We start from the raw sequence: 25,172 nt of genomic DNA on the forward strand, positions 1-25,172 counted from the left end.
GAAGTGCACTCAGCCGATGGGCGTGATTTCCGTGCCTGGCCGTGCCTCGGATTGCATGCCATTGACTTCAACATCTACAAATTGGGCAACCGTATTGCGGACATGCTGGTGCAAGCCACGGATCAGGCGCTGGGCACCGTCGGAGACCTCGTGCGAGCGTTGCGAGACCACCCCGATCCGATAATGGACATCGGCCCGCACAGGACGCAGCACCAGGCCCTCCAGCAAGTTGGCCTGCACGGTGAAGGGGTCAATCAGGGCCACACCCAGCCCGGCACGCACCATGGCCAGTGCCGTTTGCTGGCTGCCCACCTCGATGTGCCGTCGGGTACTGGCCGATGTGGCCTGAACCAGACGGTTGGTGAGGTGATAGCGCATCCGGTAACGCCCCAGCAAGGTGATGACATCGGTGTCGGTGAGGTTGTCCAGGTGCAGCATGTCGGTTGAGCTGGCCAGTGGATGGTGCGCAGGCAGCGCCAGCTGGCAAGGCGCCTGGCCACACCAATGCACCCGCAGGCCCTCGGTATCAATGGGCAGGTTGATCAGCGCAAAATCAGCACGACTGTTGAAGATGTCTTGTGGGGTGATTTCGTGGACGGCTTCTTCGACAACCATGGCCTGGTGAAAGACCGGATGCATTGGGTCGATAAAGGCCAGTGCCAATGGCAGAATGCTGCGCGCGAGGTCGGAGGTAACCAAAATACGCAGGGGCCGCTGCTGGCCATTGCGCATCCCCAGCACCCGGCCTTCGAGCTGTTTCAGATCAGCCAAAATACCGCGGGCCTGCTGGTGGAACTCGGCGCCGGATTCGGTGAGCGTGATGTTGGGCCGCGTACGCTCGAAGAGCACAAATCCGAGTTCGGCTTCGAGATCACTGATCTGGCGGCTGACAACCGGTTGAGAGCGCCCCAGGAGACGGCCTGCCGCTGTGACGCTACCTGTACTGACGACTGCGTTCAGCGCCTCAAGTTGACGGATTTCCATATCATTGCGACGCGCATAAGCTCGGATCGAGGTGATCCGATTAAATTGAAACCATTGGTTTCATTATCTTAGCCTTTTCGCCGCACCCCAAAGCAGTGATCAAGCGTCGGAAATGTTTCCTGCCGCACAGATTGAGCATAATCGTGTGCTGCCTGGCGAATCACCTGGGCGGCATCGCCAAATTTTTGGGCAAATTTGGGGATGTGTTCACCACTGAGGCCCAGGATATCTTCGGTAACCAGGATCTGCCCATCACAGGCAGGCGAAGCGCCAATGCCGATAGTGGGAATCTCAAGCGCTGCTGTGATCTCACGGGCCAGAGGCTCGCTGATACCCTCGAGCACCACCCCAAAGGCACCGGCCTGTGCGTGGGCCCGGGCGTCCGCAAGAATGCGCTGCGCTGCGGCAGCGTCCATCCCCTGCGCCTTGAAACCACCCATGGTGTTCATATACTGGGGCATCAACCCCACATGCGCCAGCACGGGAATCCCCCGTTCGACCAGAAATCTTGTGGTGTCTGCAAGCACCTGTCCACCTTCGAGCTTGACCCCCGACACCCCGCTGGCGGCGATCATGGAAGCCGCCTGGGCAAAAGCCTGCTGCGGGGATTGTTGATAACTGCCAAAGGGCATGTCCACAATCACGCAGGCTTTCTCGGTGGCGCGCACCACGGCAGCCGCATGCGCGGCCAGGGTGTCGGCGGTGATAGACAGCGTATCGGGTAATGCGTACCCCACCATTGCGGTGGAGTCGCCCACCAGAATCATGTCGACGACCTCATCCAGCAAGCGCGCGATGGGCGCGATGTATGCCGTGAGCGCGGCAATTTTGCGTGAGCCTTTGTAAGCCATCAACTGAGGCACCGTGACGCGTTGCCCCCTACTATGTACACTCATTGATCTACTCCGGATAAAGATTCATGGAGACTACCATGGCAAGCAATCAGCCGTACCTGACCTTTCACGATGGGCGCCGCATCCCGCAATTGGGTCTGGGCACCTGGAAACTCACGGGCGAGGCCACTGTTCCCGCCATCAAGGCAGCAGTCGAAACCGGCTATCGTGCCATCGATACTGCCTACATCTACGGCAACGAAACCGAGGTGGGCCAGGGCATCGCCCAGTGCGGGGTGCCCCGTGAAGAACTGTTTATCACCACCAAGCTTTGGAACAACCGCCACCACCGGGAAGATGCCAAGCAGGCACTGCAAGAAAGCCTCGACCGACTGCAACTGGATTATGTCGATCTGTTCATGATCCATTGGCCGGTACCCAAAGAAAACCACTACCTCGACGCCTGGGAAGCCTTGATCCAGTTGCACGATGATGGGCGGGCAAAATCAATCGGCGTGTGCAATTTTCAGATGGAACACCTGCAGCAGTTGCTGGACAAAACGGGCGTGCTGCCTGTCGTTAACCAGATCGAACTGCATCCCTACCTGCAACAAACCGCACTTAGCGCTTACCACGACGATCACGGCATCCTCACCCAGGCCTGGAGCCCTCTGGGGCAGGGTCAGATACTGCAAGACCCGGTGATTCTCGAAATTGCGCATCAGGCTCAGGCATCGCCCGCACAAGTGGTCTTGCGCTGGCATATGCAAAAAAGGCATATCGCGATCCCCAAATCAGCGCACCCCGAACGCATCCGGGAAAACTTCAATATCTGGAGCCTGCTTCTGGATGACGCCACCATGCAACGCATTGCCGGCCTGGATAATGAGACCGGCCGGATCGGCCCCGATCCCGATCGGTTTCATGTGATGAAAGGCTAAAAAAACAGGCAACAGGCCTTGCAGCCTGTTGCCTTATACCCGCAGCAAACAGAGGCCATCCCCTGTTTGCCCTGCTGGCGCCCGATTAATGCAACAGCTGCCGGATGGCGTACTGCAAGATCCCACCGTGGCGGTAGTAGGCGGCTTCGCTGGGCGTATCGATACGCACCAGCGCGTCGAATTCGACATCACCCGCTTTGACGTGCACGGTTTTGGGCGTCTTGCCGTCGTTGAAAGCCTCGATACCGGTGATCTCGAAGGTTTCTTTGCCCCGCAGGCCCAGCGTATCGGCGTTTTGGCCCTCTGGGAACTGTAGCGGCAACACACCCATGCCGATCAGGTTCGAGCGGTGGATACGCTCGTAGGATTCGGCAACGACCGCACGAACACCCAGCAGAACGGTGCCTTTGGCAGCCCAGTCTCGGGAAGAGCCCGAGCCATACTCTTTGCCTGCCAGAATCACCAGCGGGATACCCGCCTTTTGGTAGTTTTGCGAAGCGTCAAAGATCGTGGACACCGGCGCGCCATCCTGGGTGAAGTCGCGTGTCCAGCCGCCCTCTGTGTCGGGCGCGATCTGGTTGCGCAGCCGCACGTTGGCAAACGTGCCACGGATCATCACCTCGTGGTTGCCCCGACGGGAGCCATACGAGTTGAAATCCTTGGGTGCGACCCCTTTGGCCTGCAGGTATTTGGCTGCCGGAGAATCTTTGGCAATGGAACCCGCCGGGCTGATGTGATCGGTAGTGACGGAATCGCCCAGTTTGGCCAGCACGCGGGCGCCCCGGATATCGTGGACGGGGTCCGGGGCCTGCTGCATGCCCTCGAAGTAAGGCGGATTACGCACATAGGTGGATTGGTCATCCCAGCCATACAGCCCGCCCTCGGGCGTAGGCAGGCCGCGCCAGGCATCATTGCCCGCGAACACATCCGAGTAACCCTTTTTGTACATGTCGGCGGTGATGGATGACTGAATGATTTCCTGGATTTCCTGGCTGGTGGGCCAGAGATCCCGCAAGAACACATCCTTGCCATCGGTATCCTTGCCCAGCGGCGTTTTATAGAGATCGAAATCCATCGACCCGGCCAAGGCGTAAGCCACCACCAGAGGGGGTGACATCAGGTAGTTCATCTTCACTTCAGAGTGAATCCGGCCCTCGAAGTTGCGGTTGCCCGACAAGACCGACGTAACAGCGAGATCGTTGGCCTGCACGGCTTCGGAGACTTCGGGGATGAGCGGGCCGGAGTTACCGATGCAGGTGGTGCAGCCGTAACCCACCAGATTGAAGCCTAGTTGCTCGAGGTAAGGCGTCAGGCCGGACTTCTCGAAGTAATCGGTGACCACGCGGGATCCGGGGGCAAGGGATGTCTTGACCCAGGGTTTGCGCTTGAGGCCACGCTCGACCGCTTTTTTGGCCAACAGGCCCGCAGCCATCATGACTGCCGGATTGGACGTATTGGTACAGGAGGTAATGGCAGCAATGGCCACTGCGCCGTGATCGATCTGAAAATCGACGCCGTCGCCCATATGCACGCTGGCCGGATTGGACTTGGGCGAACCTGGCAAGGCGGCCAGGGATTTTTGGAACGAAGGCTTGGATTCGGTCAGCAGGATGCGATCCTGGGGACGCTTGGGGCCGGCAATGGACGGCACCACAGTAGCCAGGTCGAGCTCGAGCTGCTCGGAATACACGGGCTCGTGGTTGGGGTCGTGCCAGAGACCCTGGGCTTTGGCATAGGCCTCGACCAAAGCCACCTGCTCGTCTGAGCGACCAGTGAAACGCATGTAATTGAGGGTTTCATCGTCAATCGGGAAGATCGAGATGGTGGAGCCGTATTCGGGGCTCATGTTGCCGATGGTGGCACGATTGGCCAGCGGTACCGCGGCCACACCCGGGCCAAAGAACTCGACAAACTTGCCCACCACACCGTGCTTGCGCAGCATATCGGTGATTGTAAGGACGAGGTCGGTGGCCGTGGTGCCTTCGGGCAGTGCGCCCGACAGCTTGAAGCCCACCACACGGGGAATCAGCATGGAAATTGGTTGGCCCAGCATGGCGGCTTCGGCCTCGATGCCACCAACCCCCCAGGCAACCACGCCCAGGCCATTGACCATTGGCGTGTGCGAATCGGTGCCGACACAGGTGTCCGGATAGGCTTCGGTGCCACCATCCACCTGACGGGTAAACACGCCACGGGCCAGGTGCTCGAGGTTGACCTGGTGCACGATACCGGTACTGGGAGGCACAACACGGAAGCCGTCGAAGGCGGTTTGCCCCCAGCGCAGAAACTTGTAGCGCTCGACGTTGCGCTGGTATTCGATCTCGACGTTGCGACGGTAGGAGTCGTTGTGTCCGAAATCATCCACGATGACGGAGTGGTCGATGACCAGTTCTACCGGTGCCAGGGGATTGATACGCTCGGGGTCTCCCCCCAGGGCTTGCATGGCTTCGCGCATCGCGGCCAGATCCACCACGGCGGGCACACCAGTGAAATCCTGCAGGATGACGCGGGCAGGCGTAAAGGAGATTTCACGGTTGGGTTGTGCTTTGGGATCCCAGGACGCCAGGGCACGGATGTCGTCGGCAGTGACATCACCGCCGTCTTCGGTGCGCAAAAGATTTTCGAGCAGGATTTTCAGGCCATAGGGCAGGCGTGACGTGTCGAGCCCGTGGTCTTTCAGGGCCCCAAGCCGGTAGATATGATAGGGCTTACCCCCCACATCCAGGGTAGAGCGTGCGCCAAAACTATTTGGGTGAGCCATTGCAAGTCCTCCGATCAAATACACTGTAGCCAGCCTGCACTGCGAAAGCGCGGCTGGCCTGATAAAAACCATCTTACACGCATCGGTACAGGGTCTCCATCCCTGCCCTGCCAAAAAAAGGGCTATAGGAAGGCGGCAAGTGACCATAGCACCCACGGCACAATTGTCCGTAAAAATTGATTCTTATCAAGGATACCCGCTGGACAAACCCGACACACGACAGGGTCAAACAGCCATTGTGCCCCGCAGGATGCCTACACTGGGATTTTGCGAATTCTCGGAGTCCACGCCATGGCGTTTCCCGCATTCTTTCATGAAGCCCCCCGGATTGTCCTGCACGATCCACTTGCCCAGATGCTGGGAGCGTCGGATGATGGGCAAATCGAATACGGCTACGAAGACGCCGTGCGGCTGGCCGGTCACTCCTGCCCTACCGTTGCCGGCGCCTGGCTGATGACGGTCAAGGCACTGCAAGCCCTATATCCGGATTCACTGCCCCAGCGCGGCGACATTCTTGTCGAGTTTGCTGACGAAGCCACCAATGGGGTCACTGGCGTCATTGCCAATGTGGTGTGCCTGATTACCGGCGCAACCACCGATACCGGCTTCAAAGGGCTGGCCGGCCAGCACGACCGCCGCTATCTGCTGAAATTCGACCAATCCATGGCGGGCGAGATCCGCTTTACCCGCCGCGACACCGGCACCAGCGTCGAGGTTTCATATAGTGCCCAAGGGGTGCCGGGCTCGCCGGCCGCCATGCCCCTGCTGCAACGGATACTGTCCGGACAAGCCGACGCTGCCCAGCAGCAAGAATTTGGCGCACTCTGGCAAGACCGCGTACGCCGTATCCTTGAGGCACACGATCAGCCCGGCCTGGTCTCGCTGAGCTGGGTAAAGTCAGCTGCCCACGCCTGATTGATCTTCAAGCCCCCCCTGCCGCTTCACGCGGCGGGTCGGCCTCGGCCGCCTCATCCTGACGGCGGCCGTGCTGCTGGTAATACGCCAGCTTGTCGGCATACATGGCCTCGTCGGCCTGCTTCATGGCGGCTTCCAGCCGACTGGGATCGCGACACACTGCCATCCCTACTGAAACAGTCAGGGGCGCCCCACTGTAATACTGATTGTTCAGCTCGATCAGCGAGCGGATGTTATCCAGAACCGCTTGCGCGGCGGGTTCTTCCGTGCCGGGCAGGATCACCATGAATTCGTCGCCCCCAATGCGTGCCGCATGCCCGGGACGATCCACCACCTTGTTAAGCACTTCGCCCATCCTGCGCAGGAGATCGTCACCCGCACTGTGGCCAGACTCGTCGTTGGTACGCTTGAGGTTATTGAGGTCCAGCGCAATCATGGCTACCGGCGCCGTGTGTTTGCGGGCCAGGCGGCTTAGCTCATCCACAAAATAAGAACGGTTTTTCAGCTGTGTCAGTACATCGTGCTGGCCCAGGTATTCGAGGTAGGCTTCGGCCTTTTTGCGTGCCGTGATGTCGGTAAGGGATACCAGTACCTTCGACCAGGTCTCCTCGCACCCCTGAAACACCGACAATTGCAGATGGATATACATGACATCCCCCTGCACCGTACGGTTTTGCACCTCGCGCTGATGGAACAGCCGGCCATCCCAGAGGTCGAGCAACTGTTCGGCAAACGAGACATGCGCCTCATCGCTGAAAATATCGCTTAACCGCGACAAGAGCTCGGCATGTGACGAGGCTTTGTACATCTTGAGCGTGTAATCGTTGACGTCCAGCACCCGGATTTCCTGCATGCAGCGATAGACGAACTCGGGATGCACATCCAGGAAAGTACGAAAATCAGTAACCCCTATTTTGCGAAGCTCGGCAAACAGGCACCGGATGGCGCTGAAATCTTCGACCCACAAAGAGACAGGGGCCTGCTGAAAAAACTCACGAGCATCCCGGGCGCTGTTTTGTGCCTGGCGTTTCAGATTCTGCAGCTCGGTGACATCTTCCATGGTGACCAGAACACGATCCCAGGGGTGTGCCACATCGGCCAGTACAACCCCCTTGAGAGAAAGATCCAGCCGTTTTCCGGTGAGTGTGTAGTTGACGGTAAGGCCATGAAACTGGTTTTTACCCTGCCAGAGCTGGTCGAGTTCTTCGAGGAAGCCATCCAGCATGTCGTCGCGTAGCACATCTGGCAGGCGCGCCATCAGAATCTCTTGAGACTCAGCCTGATAGAGATCGAGCGTTTGCTGATTGACGTGCAATACCCGCATCAACCCTGCGCACTCAGCGAGATTGTCACGATCATGTTGCAGCCAGGCCCGCAGATCCTTGACGCCAGCATCACGCAATTGCTGAAACTTGTCGTACAGCGCGCTGTAGTCTTCAAGCCAGAAAGCCATGGGGGAGGCCTGAAATAAATCCGGCAGCTGGGTGCCGGGCTCATTGCAGGGCTGTGAATCAGGGGGCGCCTGCGTATTCATGTCTGAAGTTCCGAATCAAATAGTGGCAGTTTGCCACCTAATGTCAGACCAGCAAACAACCTGACAGCCAAAAAGCCGATTTAGTGTTAGTACGTATGGACTTTTTACGATATAAAAACACGGATATAGACAATATGCTGTTGCCTGTACCTCAACCGCAAAATCCGGGTTCACAATGACACCCTGAGTCGGTACGCCGGCTTGCTTGCCTCAGGCATATCAGAGGCATACAACATGGGAAAGACGCCCGACCTCAAAGGCCAGAGCCATCCCATGACGACAATCAGATGGAGACTGCTTTGACCACCCCGACCCTCACTCCAACGCAGCGCCCGGAAGACGAGCGCCTGGGCTTGTCCGCCAACGTACTATATGGGTTTCAACATGTCCTAACCATGTACGGAGGGATTATTGCTGTGCCCTTGATCGTGGGCCAGGCTGCTGGCCTGGGGTCTGCCGAAATTGGCATTCTCATCGCCTCATGTCTGTTCATGGGTGGATTGGCCACGCTGGTTCAAACTCTGGGCATCCCATTTTTTGGTTGCCAACTACCGCTGGTGCAAGGCGTGTCGTTTGCCAGTGTGGCGACGATTCTGGCCATCTTGAGCTCTGGTGGCAATTTGCCGTCAGTGTTTGGCGCCGTCATGGCCGCCGCGTTGATGGGGCTTTTGATCACACCGGTTTTCTCCAGGATCATCCGGTTTTTCCCGCCGCTGGTCACAGGCTCGGTCATCACGACCATCGGGCTGTCGCTGATGCCCGTTGCTGCCCATTGGTCGATGGGGGGGAACGCCAAGGCTGCTGATTTTGGCAGCATGGGCAATATTGGCCTGGCAGCCGCCACCATGGTGATTGTGCTGTTGCTCAGCAAGCTGGGTAATGCCACGGTCTCGCGCCTGTCGATCCTGCTGGCCATGGTGCTGGGCACCCTGATTGCCTGGGCGGCAGGCATGACAGACTTTTCACGCGTTGCCTCGGGCCCCGCCTTTGCATTGCCCACGCTGTTTCATTTTGGCCTGCCAGAGTTCAACCCCGCCGCCGTGTTATCGATGTTTATCGTGATTCTGGTTGTGCTGGTAGAAACCTCAGCCGATATTCTGGCAGTGGGCGACATCATCAAAACACCTATCACTTCCCGCCGATTGGGCGATGGTCTGCGCGCAGACATGGCCTCCAGCATCATTGCACCCGTATTTGGTTCATTTACCCAGAGTGCCTTTGCACAAAACGTAGGGCTGGTGGCCGTCACCGGCGTCAAAAGCCGCTTTGTGGTGGCGGCCAGCGGTGTCATTTTGCTGGTGCTGGGCTTGCTGCCCGTGATGGGCCGCGCGATTGCCACCGTACCGCCCGCCGTCTTGGGCGGTGCCGGGCTGGTGCTGTTTGGCACTGTGGCAGCCAGTGGCATTCGCACCCTGGCCAAAGTGGACTACGAAGACAATATGAACCTGATCATCGTGGCCACCTCGGTGGGGTTCGGGATGATCCCCATCGCAGCACCCGAGTTCTACAGCCAGTTCCCATCCTGGGTAGCCACCATTTTCCACTCGGGCATCAGCTCGGCCGCCATCATGGCCATCAGCCTGAACCTGCTGTTCAATCACCTTAAGCGCGGCACCCCGCACAAGCCCTCGGTCTTTGCAGCGGGCACGGGGTTTGGCTCCCTGAAACACTGACTACGCTGCGTCGGGTTGCACCTCGGGGTGCGCCGCCTGAAACGCCGACAAATTATCACAGTGGTCTGCAATGCGGGCAATCACCGGGTAAGCATGAAGGTCGATTTCGTAGCGGCGCGCGTTGTACACCTGAGGCACCAGACAGCAATCCGCCAGGCTCGGCACATCGCCCTCACAAAACAGACCCGTGTGCGAGCCCTGCAGCCGCGCCTCCAGGGCCTTGAAACCCGTGTTTATCCAATGGCGATACCAATCATCGCGGACCGGCTTCTCAAGCCCCATATCATGGGCCATCCAGCGCAGCACCCGCAGATTATTCAGTGGATGAATATCACACGCCACCAGTTGAGCCAATGCGCGCACCCGCGCCCGGGCCAGTGGCTCGGGGGGCAGCAGGCGCGGGCCTTCGTATACCTCGTCGAGGTACTCTATGATGGCCAGCGACTGTGTCAGCAAGACACCCCCATCATCCAGCGCCGGCACCAGGCCCTCGGGGTTGATCTGACGGTATGCCTGACTGTGTTGTTCACCGCCATCTTTCAGCAGATGGACCGGTGCAATGTGGTAATCCAGCCCTTTAAGGCCCAGCGCAATCCGCACACGATAGGCTGCCGAACTACGAAAATAAGAATACAGGGTACGCATGTGTCTCAGTCCGGCAGACGGCGCAGCACGGTTTGTTCAATGCTGCCAAAAAGATCATGACCCTCAGCGTCTTCCATGTGGATCCGCACGTGGTCGCCAAAACGCATAAAGCCTGTTTGTGGTGCACCTGTCTCGATGGTTTCATACATGCGGACTTCGGCGATGCAGCAATAGCCAACACCGCCATAACGGATGCTGGAGCCGTGCAAGCCCCCCTGTTTGTTGGACACCGTGCCCGATCCGATGATAGTGCCGGCCTCAAGCTCGCGGGTGCGGGCGGCATGAGCCACCAGTTGCGGAAAACTGAACGTCATGTCCTGGCCGGCGTTGGGGCACCCAAAGGGCTCGTCATTCAGCGCGACACGCAAAGGCAGATGCACTTTGCCATCAGCCCATGAAGTACCGAGCTCATCGGGGGTAATCGCCACTGGAGAAAACGCGCTGGCCGGCTTGGATTGAAAAAAGCCAAACCCCTTGGCCAACTCGCCCGGGATCAGCCCACGCAAAGACACATCGTTGACCAGCATCAGCAAGCGGATGGCGCCCAGGGCCTGCGCCGGTGACGTCCCCATGGCCACATCACCGGTAATCACCGCGATCTCGGCTTCGAGGTCAATGCCCCAGGACTCATCATCGGCCACAATGGGATCCCGAGGCCCGACAAACGAGTCTGACCCACCCTGATACATCAACGGATCGGAAAAGAATGACTCGGGAACCTGACTGTTTCTGGCCTTGCGCACCAGCTCGACATGGTTGAGGTAGGCCGATCCATCGGCCCACTGAAAGGCCCGTGGCAGGGGCGAATGACATGCCGCTGGGTCAAAAGGCATAGCCTGCTGCGCCAGTGTGCCGGCATTCAGCTGCCCATAGACATCCTGCAGGGCGTGCTGGCAGACCTCCCAATGATCCAGCGCCGCCTGCAGGGTAGACGCAATTTGCGGCACCGCAATACACAGGGACAGATCTTTGGACACAACAACCAGTTGACCATCTCGGGTCTGATTTTTCAGGGTGGCAAGTTTCATGAGTAACTCGTTATAAGACTTCTGCAAAGACGGGCCCCCACGGGGCCCGCAACATCACTTCAGCTCGGCCTGAACCTGATCGAAGAGATCCTGGCCCACATCGGGGATGAACATTTTCCAGACCGGCTGGACACGCTCTTTCATGCGGGCGCGCTCGGCATCCGACACCTCGTTGACCTGCATGCCGTGCTCGATCATTTTTTTCTTGGCGGATTCGGATTGCGTACGAGCGACCTGGCGCTGATAGGTGCGGGCTTCCACGGCCGAGTCCTTGATGATCTTTTGCTGCTCGGGGGTGAGTTTGTCCCAGAAGGCTTTGGACGCCAGGGGGATAAACGCGCCATAGCTATGCCGCGTCACAGACAGGTATTTTTGCACTTCATCCAGCTTCAGCGCGGCAATCACTGCATTGGGCGTACCCTGGCCATCGATGGTGTGGGTCTCAAGCGCGGTATAGAGCTCTGGTACGGCCAGCGGCACCGGATTGGCTCCCAGGGCCTTGATGGTTTCCTGAGTGATGCGCGCCTGGATGGAGCGGAATTTCAGGCCATTAAAATCTTCGACCTTGGTAATCGGATGTTTGCTGTTGGTGGCATTAAAGAAACCGTTTTCCCAGTAAGCCAGGCCAATCAGGCCATGAGCAGGCAAGGTATCCAGCAGGCGTTGTCCCACTGGGCCGTCCAGCACTTTTTCGGCTTCAGCATCGTTGCTGAACAAAAAGGGGAAATCCAGAATCTCGTAGGCTTTCACCATGCCTGTCAGCGTGGTGGTTTGCGGCACGGTGAACTCAATCGTGCCACCTTGCAAGGCAGAGGTCACCTTGACGTCATCGCCCAGCGCGCCGCTGTAGTACGGCTTGATCACGATATCGCCCTGGCTTTTGGCTTTAACCAGTTCGACGAATTTGGCCACACCCTGACCCTGATGCGATTTCTCGGGCAGGGTAACGGCAAACTTGGCCGTGACAGTGGCCCAAGCAGAGCCAGACAGCGCGGTGGCCAGCAGGCCCACCAACAGCGAGGTACGTAGTTTCATGGATGTCTCCTTGGGTAGAAATCGTGTGGCATCAGGCAGGGGCCTGTTTAACGCCACCATTGGGCCGGGGCTGTCACCAGCACCGGAAACAGGATCAGCAAGACCAGCAAGACCATCAGCGACAGCAGAAAAGGCAGGATGCCGCGAACGGCGTCGTTCATTGATACCTTGCCCACTGAGCTGATGACATTGAGCACCACACCCACAGGCGGGGTGATCATGCCGACCGAGCAGTTCATGATGAAAATCACACCGAAATACACGGGGTCGATATCCGCTGCCAGCACAATCGGCATGAACACAGGCGTGAAAATCAGCACGATGGGGATGAAATCCAGCACCATCCCGGCAAAAAACACCACGACCATCATGGCGGCCATCAGGACCGTGGGATGATCTGACAGGCCCTGCAGCCAGCTGCCCACCTGCCCGGAAATATCCGTGATGGTGATCATGTAGGACGCCACCATGGCCAGTGCCGCCAACAGCAGCACCACCGATGTCGTCCGGGCGGTAGACAGCAGGCACTCGTAGATCTTGGCGCCAGTGAGTTCGCGATAGACCACCAGGCCCACAAACAAGGCATAGGCGGCGGCCACCACAGCGGATTCGGTGGGGGTAAAGATACCAAAGCGCAAGCCACCAATGATGATGACGGGCAGCATCAGGGCCCATCCCCCCTGGCCCAACAGAAGCAGACGACGCCCCCAGGGCACACGCGGCGACACGGCCACCTGCTGGCGACGGGCCACGATCCACCAGGCCACCACCAGCACCATCCCCATCATGACGCCAGGCACAATCCCGGCCAGAAACAGACGGGTAATGGACACATTGGCCACCACACCAAAAATCAGAAATCCGATGGATGGCGGGATGACTGGTGCAATGATGCCGCCAGCCGCCATCAGGCCGCAGGCCCGGGCCGGATCGTACCCGGCGGCCCGCATCATGGGCACCAGGATGGCCGCCAGAGCGGCAGTATCCGCCACAGCAGAGCCAGAGAGGCTGGCAAGCAGGATGCCGGCAAAAATGGCCACATAACCCAGACCGCCACGCAAATGCCCCACAAACGCACCCGCCATATCCACAATGCGTTTGGACAGGCCACCTGCGTTCATGAACTCGCCCGCCAAAATAAAGAAGGGCACCGCCATCAGTACAAAGTTATCTGCCCCGGAAATCGCGTTCTGCACCACGGTCTGGGGATCAAACTGCCCAGTCAGAAGCATCAGGGCCACTCCGGAAAACATCAGGGCGAATGCGATCGGCAGGCCAAATGTGATCAGACCCAGCAAGGTGGCCAGAAAGACAGCAGCAGTCATGAGCGATCCCCCGGACGGCCCGCGCGAGTGTGCGTGGCCTGATCTTCTTCGATACGCTCGGCAAGATCTTCAATGCGCCCGGCAAGGTCTTCAGTGAGGTCTTCGTCGGCCCCCGTGAGTGCCCGGCGGATGTTGTTGCTCACCGGAAAAATCAGTGCAATACCAAACACCAGGGCAACTCCGTACAGCCAGGCATAAGAGATTCCCATCACGGGATAGACATTGCCCAAGTTGATTTTGGTTTGCTGCCAGCCCCCCACAATGAAGATGGCGCACCCGGCTAAAATCAGCAGGCCGTTTGCCACTTGCAGCACGCGCCGTGGGCCACGCGACAGATGCCGCAATACGGTATCGAAGCCAATATGGATGCGCTTGGCAGAAGCCAGCACGGCCCCCAGAAAAATCAGCCAGACAAACAAAAGCCGTGAGAGCTCTTCGGAAATGGCAATGCCCGAGTTGAATGCGTAGCGCAGCACAACGTTGCCAAACACCAGCACGCCCATAATGGCCAGGCAGGCCACAATGAGAATCTCGAATCCGTGCGTGATGCGCTGGGCCAGTCGATCAAACATAAGGCGCTCCGCAAAGGCCTGCCTGAAAAATGGCAACGGTGTACATGACTTGTCTCCTTGTTTTATGCCATTAAAAACGCAATCCGGCTATCATACAAACAGTTTTTTCCCATCAATTCATAGGGAATCCTGATGGATGTCACCTTACGACAGCTACGCGCATTTGCCGCCCTGGCCCGAACCGGCAGCTTTACCCGGGCAGCAGAGTCCCTGCACATCACGCAGTCGGCCCTCAGTGGCCTGATCAAAGAGTTGGAAACCCAACTGGGCGTGCGCCTGGTAGACCGCAGCACACGAAGGATGCGGCTATCGGATATTGGCAGAGAATTTCATGCCGTCACCACGCAGGTGTTGCGGGATCTGGACAACGCGGTCGACAACATCAATAACCTGAAGCGCCTGCGCCGGGGCGTCGTGCGGATTGCGGCGCCGCAACTGATGTCCAGCACGCTGATTCCAGAGGTGATTGCGGGATTCCATGCAAGCCACCCGGATATCGACATCCGGCTGCTGGATTGCGCAGTCGAGAATGCCATCAGTCAGGTATTGCGGGGTGAAGTGGATATCGGGATTGGCCCGCAACGCGAAGGCCTGACAGAACTGACGGCAGACCCGCTGTTTGATTTGCCTTTTATGGCGGTTTTTCCAGCCACACATCCGCTGGCAGACAAAAAGCGCATCCGCTGGGCAGACCTGATGCAATATCCGCTGATCGCCCTACAGGGGCAATTTACCGAGCGCCTGGCACTGGATCTGAACAACCAGGCATCTGTGCACGGCCTGCACCCCACCCACGAAGTTGCTTTCATGAGCACAGCACTCAGCATGGCCAGTGCTGGCCTGGGCATCACGGCATGCCTGCCTTATGCACTCAGTTTGGTCAAGCTCTATGGCTTGCAGGCGCGCCTGATCCACACACCGGAAGTCAGACGCAAATTTTTTGTGTACAGCCGCCTGCATGCCAGCCTGCCGCCGGCGGCCGAAGCCTTTGTGAACTATCTGCACCAGCACGTCAGGCAAACCGACTGGAAATGATCAGGCTGCTGTGAACTGGATCTCGGCCTGGTGCGCCAGCGTGCCCGCCTGTGCAGCCCACAACTGCGCCGTACCGGCTTGTGTCACGCATCCCCCTATCTGAAACGCCCGGGGAGCAATCAGGGGCCGCAGCCCACGATAGGACAGCGATTGCACCCGGCACTCTGGGTGCGCCCGCACAAATGCGCCCACCATCAGGGTGGCGATCAGGGGCCCGTGCACCACCAGGCCGGGATAGCCTTCGACCTCGCGCACATAACGGTCATCGTAGTGAATCCGGTGGCCATTGAAGGTGACCGCCGAATAGCGAAACAGCCGTACCGGATCGGGGGTGATGTCTTCGTGCCATTGTGCCTCTGGCACAGGCGTGGTGCCCTGAAGCACCGGTGTGGAAGGCTCGCGATAGACGATATCCTGCTCTTCAGATATACACAGAATGTTGTCCTGGATGTAGCGGTGCAAGACGGTCATGAATTGCAAGCGGCCACTGCGGCCCGTTTTTTCGACGATCTTTGTAATCTCGGACACTCTTTCGGCGGGCACACCGACACGCAAGGGCGCCATAAACTGAATGCGTCCGCCCGCCCACATGCGATTGCGCTGGCCGGCCGGCGGCAAGAAGGCGTCTTCCTGGGGATGCCCGTCGCGCCCCAGCTTTGCATAGGGTTCGCCCTGAACAAAAAACGCCCAATGCCAAAGTGGCGGCAACGAGGCATCTGGTACAACGGGTTCTTCGAGGCTGAGGGCAACCCGCTGGACATGGCCAGGATCGAGGTTGTCGTGACAGGTTTCGCGGCGTCCCACCCAGGATGAAAAGTCGGTCATAAGAGCCTCTTTAAAAAGAAACAGGCCACCTCCCGAGGGCAGGAACAACACCCAAGGGAATTTGTGGCCCTGAACCACGGAATTGAATACGTGGCCTGATGAGGGCCGGCTTGCCCGACAGCCATTTGCATGACCTTATGCGGCGGGCAGCCGGCACATCGGTAGGTCAGCTGTTATTGGAAGCCTGGGCAGCCTCAATCACGTCTTTACCGATCTGGCCTTCAAATTTTTCCCAGACGGGTTTCATCGCCTTACGCCATGCAGCCACGTCTTCTTTGCTGAGTGTCTGGATCTTTGCAGCACCAGCCTTGGCAATCCGCTGATGATCACGTTCGTTGATATCAGCAGCCAGTTTGTTGGCGTACTCGGTAGCCCCTGCCATGGCTTTGCTCAAGCCAGCCCGGATATCGTCAGGCAAGCCATCCCACCAGCCAGCGTTGGTGATGACCATGTAATCGATATCACCATGGTTGGTGATGGCGATGGTTTTTTGCACCTCGTGCAGTTTTTGTGTGTAGATGTTGGACCAGGTGTTTTCCTGACCATCCACCACGCCGGTTTGCAGTGCTTGGTAGACCTCGGAGAAGGCCAGCTTTTGCGGATTGGCACCCAACTGACGGAACTGTGCTTCAAGCACGTCAGAGGACTGGATACGGAACTTCAGGCCCTTGATGTCTTCGGGGCGGGTGAGCTTGTCTTTATTGGTGGACAGCTGTTTCATGCCGTTGTGCCAATAGGCCAGGCCCTTGATGCCCTTGGATTTCATCGAATCCAGCAGGCCCTGGCCAACTTCGCTGGCCTGGAAGCGGTCGACAGCATCCATGTCGTCGAACAGGAAAGGCAGATCAAATACCTGCAGTTTTTTGGTGTAGCGGTCGAATTTGGACAGGGACGGTGCAATCATTTGCACGTCGCCCAACAACAGAGCCTCCATTTCTTTGCCATCGCCAAACAACTGCGAGTTGGGAAACACTTGAACTTCGACCTTGCCAGGCAGCGCTGCCTCGGCGAGCTCTTTAAACTTCAGGGCCCCCTGACCCTTAGGTGCAGTGGCCGCCACCACGTGACTGAACTTGATGATCATGGGTGCTGCCTGAGCTGCCGAGGCCATCAGGCCGGTAGACAGGCTGATGCCCAAGGCCAGTGCCAGGCGGGTAAGTGTACGGGATTGCATATATGGTCTCCTGAAAGGTTGTTATGGCCTGGGCGGTTCTTGCCTCAGCAAGACACCCAAACCCTGTGCAAAGGCTCTGAAAAGGCCTTTTTGAATCAGCACTAGCTTTATACCAGCTTTGTGATGCCCAACTCTTGCAAGATAGCGTCAGTGTGCTGGCCCAAAGCCGGAATGGCTGCCATTTGTGCGTCCTCTTTTGAAGCCACGCCAGGGGGCAGCAGTGCTGGCAGCTGGCCTGCCGGGCTGTCTACGGATGTCCAGCGGCCGCGAGCCTTGAGCTGCGGGTGCTGCCAGAGGTCGGCCATCGTATTCATCTGGGCGTTGGCAATACGGGCCTCATCCAGGCGCGCGATGACATCCTGAACCGTCAGCGTTGAAAACACCTGAAGAATAAGATCGCGTAGTTCGGTCCGTGCCGCGGATCGTTTCGAATTGCTGGAAAACCGGGGGTCACTGACCAGATCGGGCTGCAACAGTACTTTTTCGCAAAATACTTGCCATTCACGCTCGTTTTGCAGGCCCAGCATCACCGTTTTGCCATCACCCGCCGCAAAGGGCCCATAGGGATAAATAGTGGCATGCGAAGCCCCGCTGCGGGCAGGCGGCTGTGCCCCCTCGAAACTGTAATACATCGGGTAAGACATCCATTCGGCCATGCTTTCAAGCATGGAGACGTCGATGTGACGCCCCTGCCCCGTTTTCTGGCGCTGCAGCAGGGCTGCCAGGATGTTGGTATAGGCATACATGCCTGCCGCGATATCGGCGATGGAGCAACCTGCTTTGGCGGGCTCGTCGGGACCGCCGGTTACCGAGAGAAATCCGGATTCACTTTGAATGAGAAGGTCGTAGGCTTTTTTGTCGCGATAGGGGCCATCATTGCCGTAGCCGGATATATCGCAGACGACAAGGCCCGGAAAGCGCTCGTGCAAGGCCTCGAAGGACAGGCCAAGACGCGCAGCAGCGCCCGGAGCCAGGTTTTGCACCAATACATCCGCCTTGGCCAGCAGGCGATCCATGACCTCTGCAGATTGCGGGCTTTTGATGTCCAGTGCCAGGCTCTCTTTGGAGCGATTGACCCACACAAAATGGGACGACAGTCCGCGCACGCGTTCGTCGTAGCCGCGGGCAAAGTCACCCACTCCCGGACGCTCGATCTTGATGACACGGGCACCGAGATCCGCCAGTTGTCGCGTGCAAAAAGGCGCAGCGATGGCGTGTTCCAGCGTAATAACGGTAATGTCCTGCAAAGGCAGCATGGTAAGAACTCTTTAAAATGACCGCGGCATGCCCAGCACGTGCTGGCCAACATAAGACAGGATCAGGTTGGTGGAAATAGGCGCCACCTGATAGAGCCGGGTTTCGCGGAACTTGCGCTCGATGTCGTATTCGCAGGCAAAGCCAAATCCGCCATGCGCCTGCAGACAGGCATTGGCGGCCTCCCAGGAGGCATCGGCCGCCAGCAATTTGGCCATATTGGCCTGCGCGCCGCAATCCTTGTGAGCGTCAAACAGGCTGCAGGCCTGGTAACGCATCAGGCTGGCTGCCTCGACATTGACAAACGCCCGCGCGATGGGAAACTGCACACCCTGGTTCTGGCCAATTGGCCGGCCAAAGACTTCACGTTCGGACACGTACTTTTTGGCGCGATCCACAAACCAGTAACCATCGCCGATGCACTCTGCGGCAATCAGGGTGCGCTCGGCGTTGAGGCCATCCAGGATGTACTTGAATCCCTTGCCTTCTTCGCCGATGAGATTTTCTTCGGGGATTTCAAGATCCTCGAAGAAAAGCTCGTTGGTTTCGTGATTGACCATATTAAGGATAGGCCGCACGCTCAGGCCATTGCCAATGGCGGATTTCAGATCCACCATAAAAATGGACATGCCTTCGGATTTTTTGCGTACCTGCTCCAGCGGGGTGGTGCGCGCCAACAGCACCATCAGATCAGAATGCTGCACGCGGGAGATCCAGACCTTTTGCCCATTGACCACATAGCGGCCATCTTTTTTTACTGCAGTGGTTTTGATCTTGGTGGTATCCGTACCTGTGGTGGGCTCAGTAACCGCCATCGACTGCAGGCGCAACCGACCACTGGCAATTTGCGGTAACCACTGCTGTTTTTGGGCGGCAGAACCATGCCGCAACACGGTGCCCATGTTGTACATCTGCCCGTGGCAAGCGCCCGAATTGCCGCCTGCCCGGTTGATTTCTTCCATGATGACGGAGGCCTCGGTGAGACCCAGACCAGAGCCACCGTATTCTTCGGGGATCAGGGCGGCCAGCCAGCCCGCATGCGTCAGTGCATCGACAAACTCTGCCGGATAGCCGCGTGCTTCGTCGATCTTGCGAAAGTACTCATCACCAAATTGCGCGCAAAGATCGCGGATTGCGTCCCGAATATCCTGATGGTCGCCGGCAGCGTCAAACATAGTCTGTCTCGAAGTGAAGGAGAACAGGCAGCATGAAGCAATCCGGCAAGGCAATCAATTTTGTTTTGCCAAAGCCAGGCTTTTGCAGAAGGCAACGGAGGGTCTACCCTGAGCCAGCACTGTCCTGAGCGTCACGCACCAGCAGATCCACCAGCTCCTGGGCAAAAACCGGCAACTCTCCGGCCTCCCGCCAGCAAATATGCAGATTTCGCCAAGACCACGCATCGATTAACGCCACGATACGGATGGGCATCAACTGTGCATAGCGCAACGCAGCCGACTGCGGGATGACGCCGATCCCTACCCGCGCTGCAATCAGGCGGCAAACAGCCTCGAAATTACCGACCTCGACACGAAACTTGAGCAACTGGCCGATGTCTTCGGCCGCCTTGAGCAAAAAGGAATGAATGGCACTAGACTCGAACAAACTGATGAAGTTGTCACCCAGCGTCTGCTCAAACCGGCACTGCCCGGCCTGTGCCAAGGGATGATCCGGATAGGTCACCAGCACGAGTCTATCGGTGCGATAAGGCAGATACTTGAGCCCGGAGCCACCACTGCCTTGTGCCGTAATGCCGATATCAGCCACGCCATCAGAAACCGCCTTCACCACCTGATAGCTGAGGCGCTCGCGCAACTCGATGTTGACGTCGGGATGGCTGATCAGGTATTTCCCCAGCACGGCAGGGATGAACTCGTTGGTGGCAGTGGTGTTGGCATACAGCCGCACCTGCCCCTTGATGCCATGCGCGTACTCCTGGATATCCCCACGCAGGTGCTCGATCTGGCGCAAGACCACACGGGCATGCCTGATAAACACCTCACCCGCCGGTGTCAGCGTAACGCCCTGACTACCCCGGTACAGAAGGTCGGTGCCCAGGGCGTCTTCGAGGCTTTTGACCCGGTTGCTGGCTGCCGGCAAGGATAAAAATGTGCGCTCTGCTCCTTTGGTCAGGCTTTGGGCACCGGCCACATTGACCAAAAGCTGCATATCGGTGAGGTCGAAGCGTGTCGCCATCGTACAAGAGCCCTTAATGTTTACTGAAGTCCGTCTTAAGCAAACAATAATAGGCAAAAATTTCCCTGTCCCGCAAAGTCTTTCGGATAAATGCCACGCTGTGCGTGGTCACACACAACAAAACATCCATCATTACTGCTTATTTCAGGAACGTCATGTCACATCCCAGCGCTGAGCTCACCCGGTTTCTGGCCGGGCTCAAATTCCAGGATATCCCGGCCCCCGTCCTGCGACGTGCCGAAGACCTTTTGCTCGACTGCATCGGATCGATGCTGGCCGGCGCCAGCGGGCGCACGGTTCAGGCCATTACCCAGTACGGCCTGGTGATGGGGCCGCAAAACGGTCCGGCCGAAAACATTGTCACTCGCGGGGGCACCAGCCCGGTATTTGCCGCCATGAGCAACGCGGCTGCCGCCCATATGGTCGAGCAGGATGACGTGCACAACGGCTCGGTGTTTCACCCCGCCGCCGTGGTGATGCCGCCTGCCATGGCATTGGCCCAGGCACATGGGCTCAACGGCCAGGCCCTGCTTACCGCCATTGTGGCCGGCTACGAAGCCGGCATCCGTATTGGCGAGTTTCTGGGCCGCAGCCACTACACGATTTTTCATACCACGGGCACCGCCGGCGCCCTGGCCTCAGCCATGGCAGCCGGAAAGCTGCTGCAACTGGATGCGCCCCGCATGCTGCACGCACTGGGCTCTGCGGGCACGCAGGCGGCAGGCCTGTGGGAGTTTCTGCGCGACGGCGCAGACTCCAAACAATTGCACACGGCGCGCGCAGCGGCCAATGGCCTGATGGCTGCCTGGCTGGCTGGCCAGGGGTTTACGGGCGCCAGCCAGATCCTCGAGGGCCGGCAAGGAATGGCGGCCGGCATGTCCAGCGACGCAGATCCCTCACGCCTGACCGACGGCCTGGGCACCCGCTGGGCCTTGCTTGAAACCTCGTTCAAGTACCACGCCTCGTGCCGCCACACCCACCCCGCCGCCGATGCCTTGCTGTCGCTGGTACAAACGCATCACCTGAGCATCCACGACATTGCCCACGTCACGGCACATGTGCACCAGGGGGCGATCGACGTGCTGGGGCCAGTGGTCAAACCCACCACGGTTCACCAATCCAAGTTTTCAATGGGCACGGTGCTGGGTTTGATTGCCAAGCACCAGAAAGCGGGCTTGCAAGAATTTGACGATGCATCCAACGATGCAGACATCGCCGCCTTCTTGCCCAAGGTCAGCATGCAGCTGGACGACGAAGTCAACACGGCCTATCCGCAGCGCTGGATTGGCAAGGTCACGGTTACCACCCAGCAGGGCCAAACCTTGCACGGCCGCGTGGACACCCCAAAGGGAGACCCCGACAATACCCTCAGCCGGGCCGAGATCGAAGACAAGGTTCGGCGTTTGGGCCACTATCATCAGGCATCCACCGACACCGAAATCGATACCCTGATCGAGCGGGTTTGGCATTTGGCCGACGCGCCTCGGGTAGGCAATTTTTGTATGCGCAAAGAACCCGCTTCGGCACCGGCCAGGGCCAACTGACTCTTCTTTCAACCACCACTGATGTCGTCTTCCTTGCAGCCCAGCCCAGTCAACACAGCCTCTTCTGCCATTACCCTTACCGCCACCGTGACGATTCAGTCACTGGTGGCGATGAGCCTGCTGACATTGCCCGCCATCGCCCCTGCCATTGCAGCCGTACTGGATGTACCAACTGCTTATGTCGGGGTGTATGTGGCACTGGCCTATATGGGCGCCATGGCAGCCAGCTTGCTGTCCGGATCAGCCACTCGCCGCTATGGAGCGATCCGGGCCAGCCAGGCTGGGCTGATCCTGTGTGCACTTGGGCTGCTGCTCTCCACGCTGGCCTCCGTGCCCCTGATGGCACTGGGCGCCATATTGATCGGCTTGGGATATGGCCCCATCACACCGGCCAGCTCGCATCTGCTGGCCCGCACTACTCCGCCCGATCGCATGTCCTTTGTGTTTTCAATCAAGCAAACCGGTGTCCCCTTGGGGGGCGTGCTGGCAGGTCTGATTGTGCCCGGTCTGGCGCAGTGGCTGGGATGGCAAGCGGCATTTGGGGTGGTGGCCGCGGCCAATGCTGCCTGCGCACTGGCGGTTCAGCCCCTGAGAAAATCCCTGGATGCCGATCAAAACCCCAAGCAGAAGCTGTCGGCAGGACAGGGCCTGGCAGGGCCACTTCGCTTGGTGTTCAGCCAACGCAGCCTGGCAGTGCTGGCGGGGGTGTCCTTTTTGTTTTCCATCACCCAGCTGTCACTCACCTCTTACATGGTCACGTTCCTACACCATGATCTGGCCATGGATCTGGTGGCCGCCGGCGTGATTCTGGCAGTGTCCCAGGCAGCCGGCGTAGGTGGCCGCCTGCTATGGGGCTATGTCTCTGACCACTACCTGGGCCCTGTCAGTACCCTGGCCGGGCTGGCAGCCCTGGTTGCCCTGTGTGCGCTGGCCACCCCGTTCCTGCATCTGCTCGATACCCGCTGGGTGCTGATCCTGGTGCTATGTCTGTTTGGCGGCAGCGCCATTGGCTGGAACGGCATTTATCTGGCCGAGGTTGCCCGTCAGGCGCCCGACGGCATGGCCAGCATGGCCACCGGCGGCACCTTGGCCATGACTTTCCTGGGCGTGGTGGTGGGGCCACCCATCTTTGGCTGGATTGCTTCGTTATCGGGCAGCTATGGCTTTGCCTATGCCACCCTGATGGTGCCGGCAGGTGTGTGCCTGGTACTGCTGTGGCGGTATCGGGGGGATTTCAAGCCAGGCTCGGCCTGACATCAGCCCAAAAGCGCTGCCCCCTGTGGTATCTAAATAAAGTTAGTAAATTTTACGTCTCGAACCCTAGCAAATACGTTACGACTGAAAAGTCTGGAATTAATAAAGTTGGTAAATTTTCGAAGTGTCTGTCTGGAACAGGCATGATTTCGTGCAAATAAAGTTGGTAATTTTTGGCGTGGTGCAGGCAACGGCGTAGGGTCCCCCGTCAAGTAGACGACGGCTGGTAGAGATTCGGAGCAAGGGGTAGCCGGGGCATAAACTGCACCGGCGGGATGTCGCCCAGTGATTCATGTGGGCGGTATTCGTTGTAATCGATTAGCCATTGTTCGGTGATGGCCTGCACCTGCTGCAGATTGGCAAACAGGTGAGCGTCGAGCACCTCCGTGCGATACGTCTTGTTGAAGCGCTCGATGAACGCATTCTGATTCGGTTTTCCGGGCTGGATATAACGCACGGCGATGCCCCGGGCAGCAGCCCATTCGGTGAACGCCAGCGAGACCATCTCCGGCCCGTTGTCCAGCCGTATGGCCTCAGGAGCCCCATAGCAATTGATCAGGCGATTGAGCACGCGGATCAGGCGCGCTGAAGGGATGGATGTGCCAACCTCGATGGCTAGGCACTCCCGGTTGGCCTCGTCGATCACGTTCAACGTCCGGAAGCGTCGGCCGCAATACAAGGCATCGTGCATGAAGTCCAATGCCCAGCAGCGATTTGGCTCCAGGGAATGGTCCAGCGGCTGACGGTGCCGGTCAGTCAGCCGTTTCTTGCAGCGTCGAGGCAAATTCAATCCCATCTCGCAGTACACCCGGTGAACCCGCTTTTTGTTCCAGCAATGGCCATCGAGCCGCAGCCGTGTGAAGCACTTCCAGAATCCCCAGCGCCCATGCCGGGTCACGATGGCATTGAGCGCATCAATGACCTCGGCATCGCGCTGCTCTGCCGGAATTGGCCTCTTGTAATACGCCGCCCGCGATAGGCCAGCAATCTGACAGGCACGTGTGATCGAGAGCTTCGATTGCACCAACTGCTCGACGACCTCGCGCCTGGCTGACGGCGTCAGGATTTTCGGTTCAGCACATCCTTGATGGCTGAGTTCTCCAGGGCCAGATCCGCGTACATGCGTTTGAGCTTGGCGTTCTCCGCCTCAAGTTCACGCAGGCGCTGCAACTCGGACACCTGCACGCCCGAGTACTTGCTCTTCCACTGGTAGTACGTGGCGCTGCTGATGCCGTGCTTGCGGCACAACTCGACGACCGGGATGCCGGCTTCGCCTTCTTTGAGCACCGCAACAATCTGGCTTTCGGTAAATCTGCTTTTCTTCAAGGGAGTCTCCGATGGAAAGGAGGCTCCGAAATTCTACTGGCTGATGTCTACTCTGAGGGGGATCCTACGACGGCAAATCTTCCCCAGGGTTGGCTCGCAAAGCCCAGGCGCTTTACGCCTGCACATCAGGCTGAAGCTCGGACATCGCGGTGTTCGGACCTTTTGAGTCAGAACTTCCGAAAGCCATTTCAGACTCCATCCTCTGTGACCATGCCAGCCGCAGCAACCCGCGCAGCAGGTAGTCGCGCACGATATGCACGCTCCCCCCGGCCTCAAGAGCCAGCCGGGATACCGTGTAGGAGTTCATCGAACACCTCCTTT

General features: G+C 58.5%; 21 protein-coding genes and 1 pseudogene. 6 read left to right on the plus strand and 16 right to left on the minus strand.

Annotated elements, in window-relative coordinates; translation table 11 throughout:
- Positions 1–9: 9 nt before the first annotated feature.
- The gene (locus ABS758_RS01005) at positions 10–984 is read right to left on the minus strand and encodes a LysR family transcriptional regulator (protein ID WP_350379831.1); all 975 of its coding nucleotides are present in this window, start codon (positions 982–984) and stop codon (positions 10–12) included.
- 68 nt (positions 985–1,052) lie between these two features.
- Positions 1,053–1,880, minus strand: coding sequence for a 3-methyl-2-oxobutanoate hydroxymethyltransferase (gene panB, locus ABS758_RS01010; RefSeq protein ID WP_350379834.1), 828 nt, complete (start codon positions 1,878–1,880; stop codon positions 1,053–1,055).
- Between the two features lie 35 nt (positions 1,881–1,915).
- Here panB and ABS758_RS01015 point away from each other — a divergent pair, with 35 nt between their 5' ends.
- Entirely contained in the window at positions 1,916–2,758 is an 843-nt protein-coding gene (locus ABS758_RS01015) for an aldo/keto reductase (RefSeq protein ID WP_350379837.1), read from the plus strand.
- A gap of 85 nt (positions 2,759–2,843) precedes the next feature.
- Here ABS758_RS01015 and acnA read toward each other — a convergent pair whose 3' ends face one another.
- Complete coding sequence (gene acnA / locus ABS758_RS01020) at positions 2,844–5,519, minus strand: aconitate hydratase AcnA (protein ID WP_350379839.1); 2,676 nt, start codon at positions 5,517–5,519, stop codon at positions 2,844–2,846.
- A 291-nt stretch (positions 5,520–5,810) separates the two neighbouring features.
- Between acnA and ABS758_RS01025 the strand changes: the two genes are divergently transcribed.
- Positions 5,811–6,434 carry an FmdE family protein gene (locus ABS758_RS01025; protein ID WP_350379841.1) on the plus strand — a complete coding sequence of 208 codons (624 nt, stop codon included), beginning with the start codon at positions 5,811–5,813 and terminating at the stop codon, positions 6,432–6,434.
- Positions 6,435–6,441: 7 nt separating this feature from the next.
- Here ABS758_RS01025 and ABS758_RS01030 read toward each other — a convergent pair whose 3' ends face one another.
- Entirely contained in the window at positions 6,442–7,968 is a 1,527-nt protein-coding gene (locus ABS758_RS01030; protein ID WP_350379843.1) for a sensor domain-containing diguanylate cyclase, read from the minus strand.
- A gap of 299 nt (positions 7,969–8,267) precedes the next feature.
- Between ABS758_RS01030 and ABS758_RS01035 the strand changes: the two genes are divergently transcribed.
- Positions 8,268–9,641 (plus strand): nucleobase:cation symporter-2 family protein, encoded by a 1,374-nt coding sequence (locus ABS758_RS01035; protein WP_492304483.1) that lies wholly within the window; start codon positions 8,268–8,270, stop codon positions 9,639–9,641.
- Here ABS758_RS01035 and maiA read toward each other — a convergent pair whose 3' ends face one another.
- Genes maiA through ABS758_RS01060 form a run of 5 tightly spaced genes read right to left on the minus strand, consistent with a single transcriptional unit; the run spans position 9,642 to position 14,246 of the window.
- On the minus strand, positions 9,642–10,286 hold the full coding sequence (gene maiA / locus ABS758_RS01040) for a maleylacetoacetate isomerase (RefSeq protein WP_350379849.1): 645 nt from the start codon (positions 10,284–10,286) through the stop codon (positions 9,642–9,644).
- Positions 10,287–10,291: 5 nt separating this feature from the next.
- Complete coding sequence (locus ABS758_RS01045; protein ID WP_350379850.1) at positions 10,292–11,314, minus strand: fumarylacetoacetate hydrolase family protein; 1,023 nt, start codon at positions 11,312–11,314, stop codon at positions 10,292–10,294.
- Positions 11,315–11,368: 54 nt separating this feature from the next.
- Positions 11,369–12,349 carry a TRAP transporter substrate-binding protein gene (locus ABS758_RS01050; protein WP_350379853.1) on the minus strand — a complete coding sequence of 327 codons (981 nt, stop codon included), beginning with the start codon at positions 12,347–12,349 and terminating at the stop codon, positions 11,369–11,371.
- Between the two features lie 47 nt (positions 12,350–12,396).
- On the minus strand, positions 12,397–13,674 hold the full coding sequence (locus tag ABS758_RS01055) for a TRAP transporter large permease (RefSeq protein WP_350379855.1): 1,278 nt from the start codon (positions 13,672–13,674) through the stop codon (positions 12,397–12,399).
- On the minus strand, positions 13,671–14,246 hold the full coding sequence (locus ABS758_RS01060; protein WP_350379857.1) for a TRAP transporter small permease: 576 nt from the start codon (positions 14,244–14,246) through the stop codon (positions 13,671–13,673). Before ABS758_RS01060 ends, ABS758_RS01055 begins: the two co-directional genes overlap by 4 nt.
- 132 nt (positions 14,247–14,378) lie before the next feature.
- On the opposite strand from ABS758_RS01060, the gene ABS758_RS01065 reads away from it, so the two are divergent.
- A complete protein-coding gene (locus ABS758_RS01065; protein ID WP_350379860.1) occupies positions 14,379–15,281 on the plus strand; it encodes a LysR family transcriptional regulator in 903 nt (300 codons plus the stop codon).
- On the opposite strand, the gene ABS758_RS01070 is transcribed toward ABS758_RS01065, so the two are convergent.
- The 5 genes from ABS758_RS01070 to ABS758_RS01090 all read right to left on the minus strand — a co-directional run bounded on the left by ABS758_RS01070 (position 15,282) and on the right by ABS758_RS01090 (position 20,727).
- A complete protein-coding gene (locus ABS758_RS01070; protein WP_350379862.1) occupies positions 15,282–16,106 on the minus strand; it encodes an HTD2 family dehydratase in 825 nt (274 codons plus the stop codon).
- A gap of 166 nt (positions 16,107–16,272) precedes the next feature.
- A complete protein-coding gene (locus ABS758_RS01075; protein WP_350379864.1) occupies positions 16,273–17,280 on the minus strand; it encodes a TRAP transporter substrate-binding protein in 1,008 nt (335 codons plus the stop codon).
- Between the two features lie 107 nt (positions 17,281–17,387).
- Complete coding sequence (locus ABS758_RS01080; protein ID WP_350379867.1) at positions 17,388–18,536, minus strand: CaiB/BaiF CoA transferase family protein; 1,149 nt, start codon at positions 18,534–18,536, stop codon at positions 17,388–17,390.
- Positions 18,537–18,548: 12 nt separating this feature from the next.
- Positions 18,549–19,709, minus strand: a complete 1,161-nt coding sequence (locus ABS758_RS01085) for an acyl-CoA dehydrogenase family protein (RefSeq protein WP_350379870.1) — start codon at positions 19,707–19,709, stop codon at positions 18,549–18,551.
- Between the two features lie 103 nt (positions 19,710–19,812).
- On the minus strand, positions 19,813–20,727 hold the full coding sequence (locus ABS758_RS01090; RefSeq protein WP_350379873.1) for a LysR family transcriptional regulator: 915 nt from the start codon (positions 20,725–20,727) through the stop codon (positions 19,813–19,815).
- Between the two features lie 155 nt (positions 20,728–20,882).
- Between ABS758_RS01090 and ABS758_RS01095 the strand changes: the two genes are divergently transcribed.
- Both ABS758_RS01095 and ABS758_RS01100 read left to right on the plus strand, forming a co-directional pair.
- Entirely contained in the window at positions 20,883–22,271 is a 1,389-nt protein-coding gene (locus tag ABS758_RS01095) for an MmgE/PrpD family protein (RefSeq protein WP_350379875.1), read from the plus strand.
- A gap of 21 nt (positions 22,272–22,292) precedes the next feature.
- Entirely contained in the window at positions 22,293–23,525 is a 1,233-nt protein-coding gene (locus tag ABS758_RS01100; RefSeq protein ID WP_350379877.1) for an MFS transporter, read from the plus strand.
- A 208-nt stretch (positions 23,526–23,733) separates the two neighbouring features.
- Here the strand turns inward: ABS758_RS01100 and ABS758_RS01105 are convergent.
- Both ABS758_RS01105 and ABS758_RS01110 read right to left on the minus strand, forming a co-directional pair.
- Positions 23,734–24,851, minus strand: a protein-coding gene (locus ABS758_RS01105) for an IS3 family transposase (RefSeq protein WP_350379879.1) whose coding sequence is annotated in 2 segments (ribosomal slippage) — positions 23,734–24,590 and positions 24,590–24,851 — 1,119 coding nt in all. Because the reading frame shifts where the segments join, the coding sequence is not laid out codon by codon here.
- A gap of 217 nt (positions 24,852–25,068) precedes the next feature.
- A pseudogene (locus tag ABS758_RS01110) lies at positions 25,069–25,158 on the minus strand (transcriptional regulator MerD); the annotation flags it as partial.
- Positions 25,159–25,172: the final 14 nt, after the last annotated feature.

Source organism: Castellaniella sp. FW104-7C03 (genome assembly GCF_040276085.1).
Lineage (GTDB): Bacteria > Pseudomonadota > Gammaproteobacteria > Burkholderiales > Burkholderiaceae_B > Castellaniella.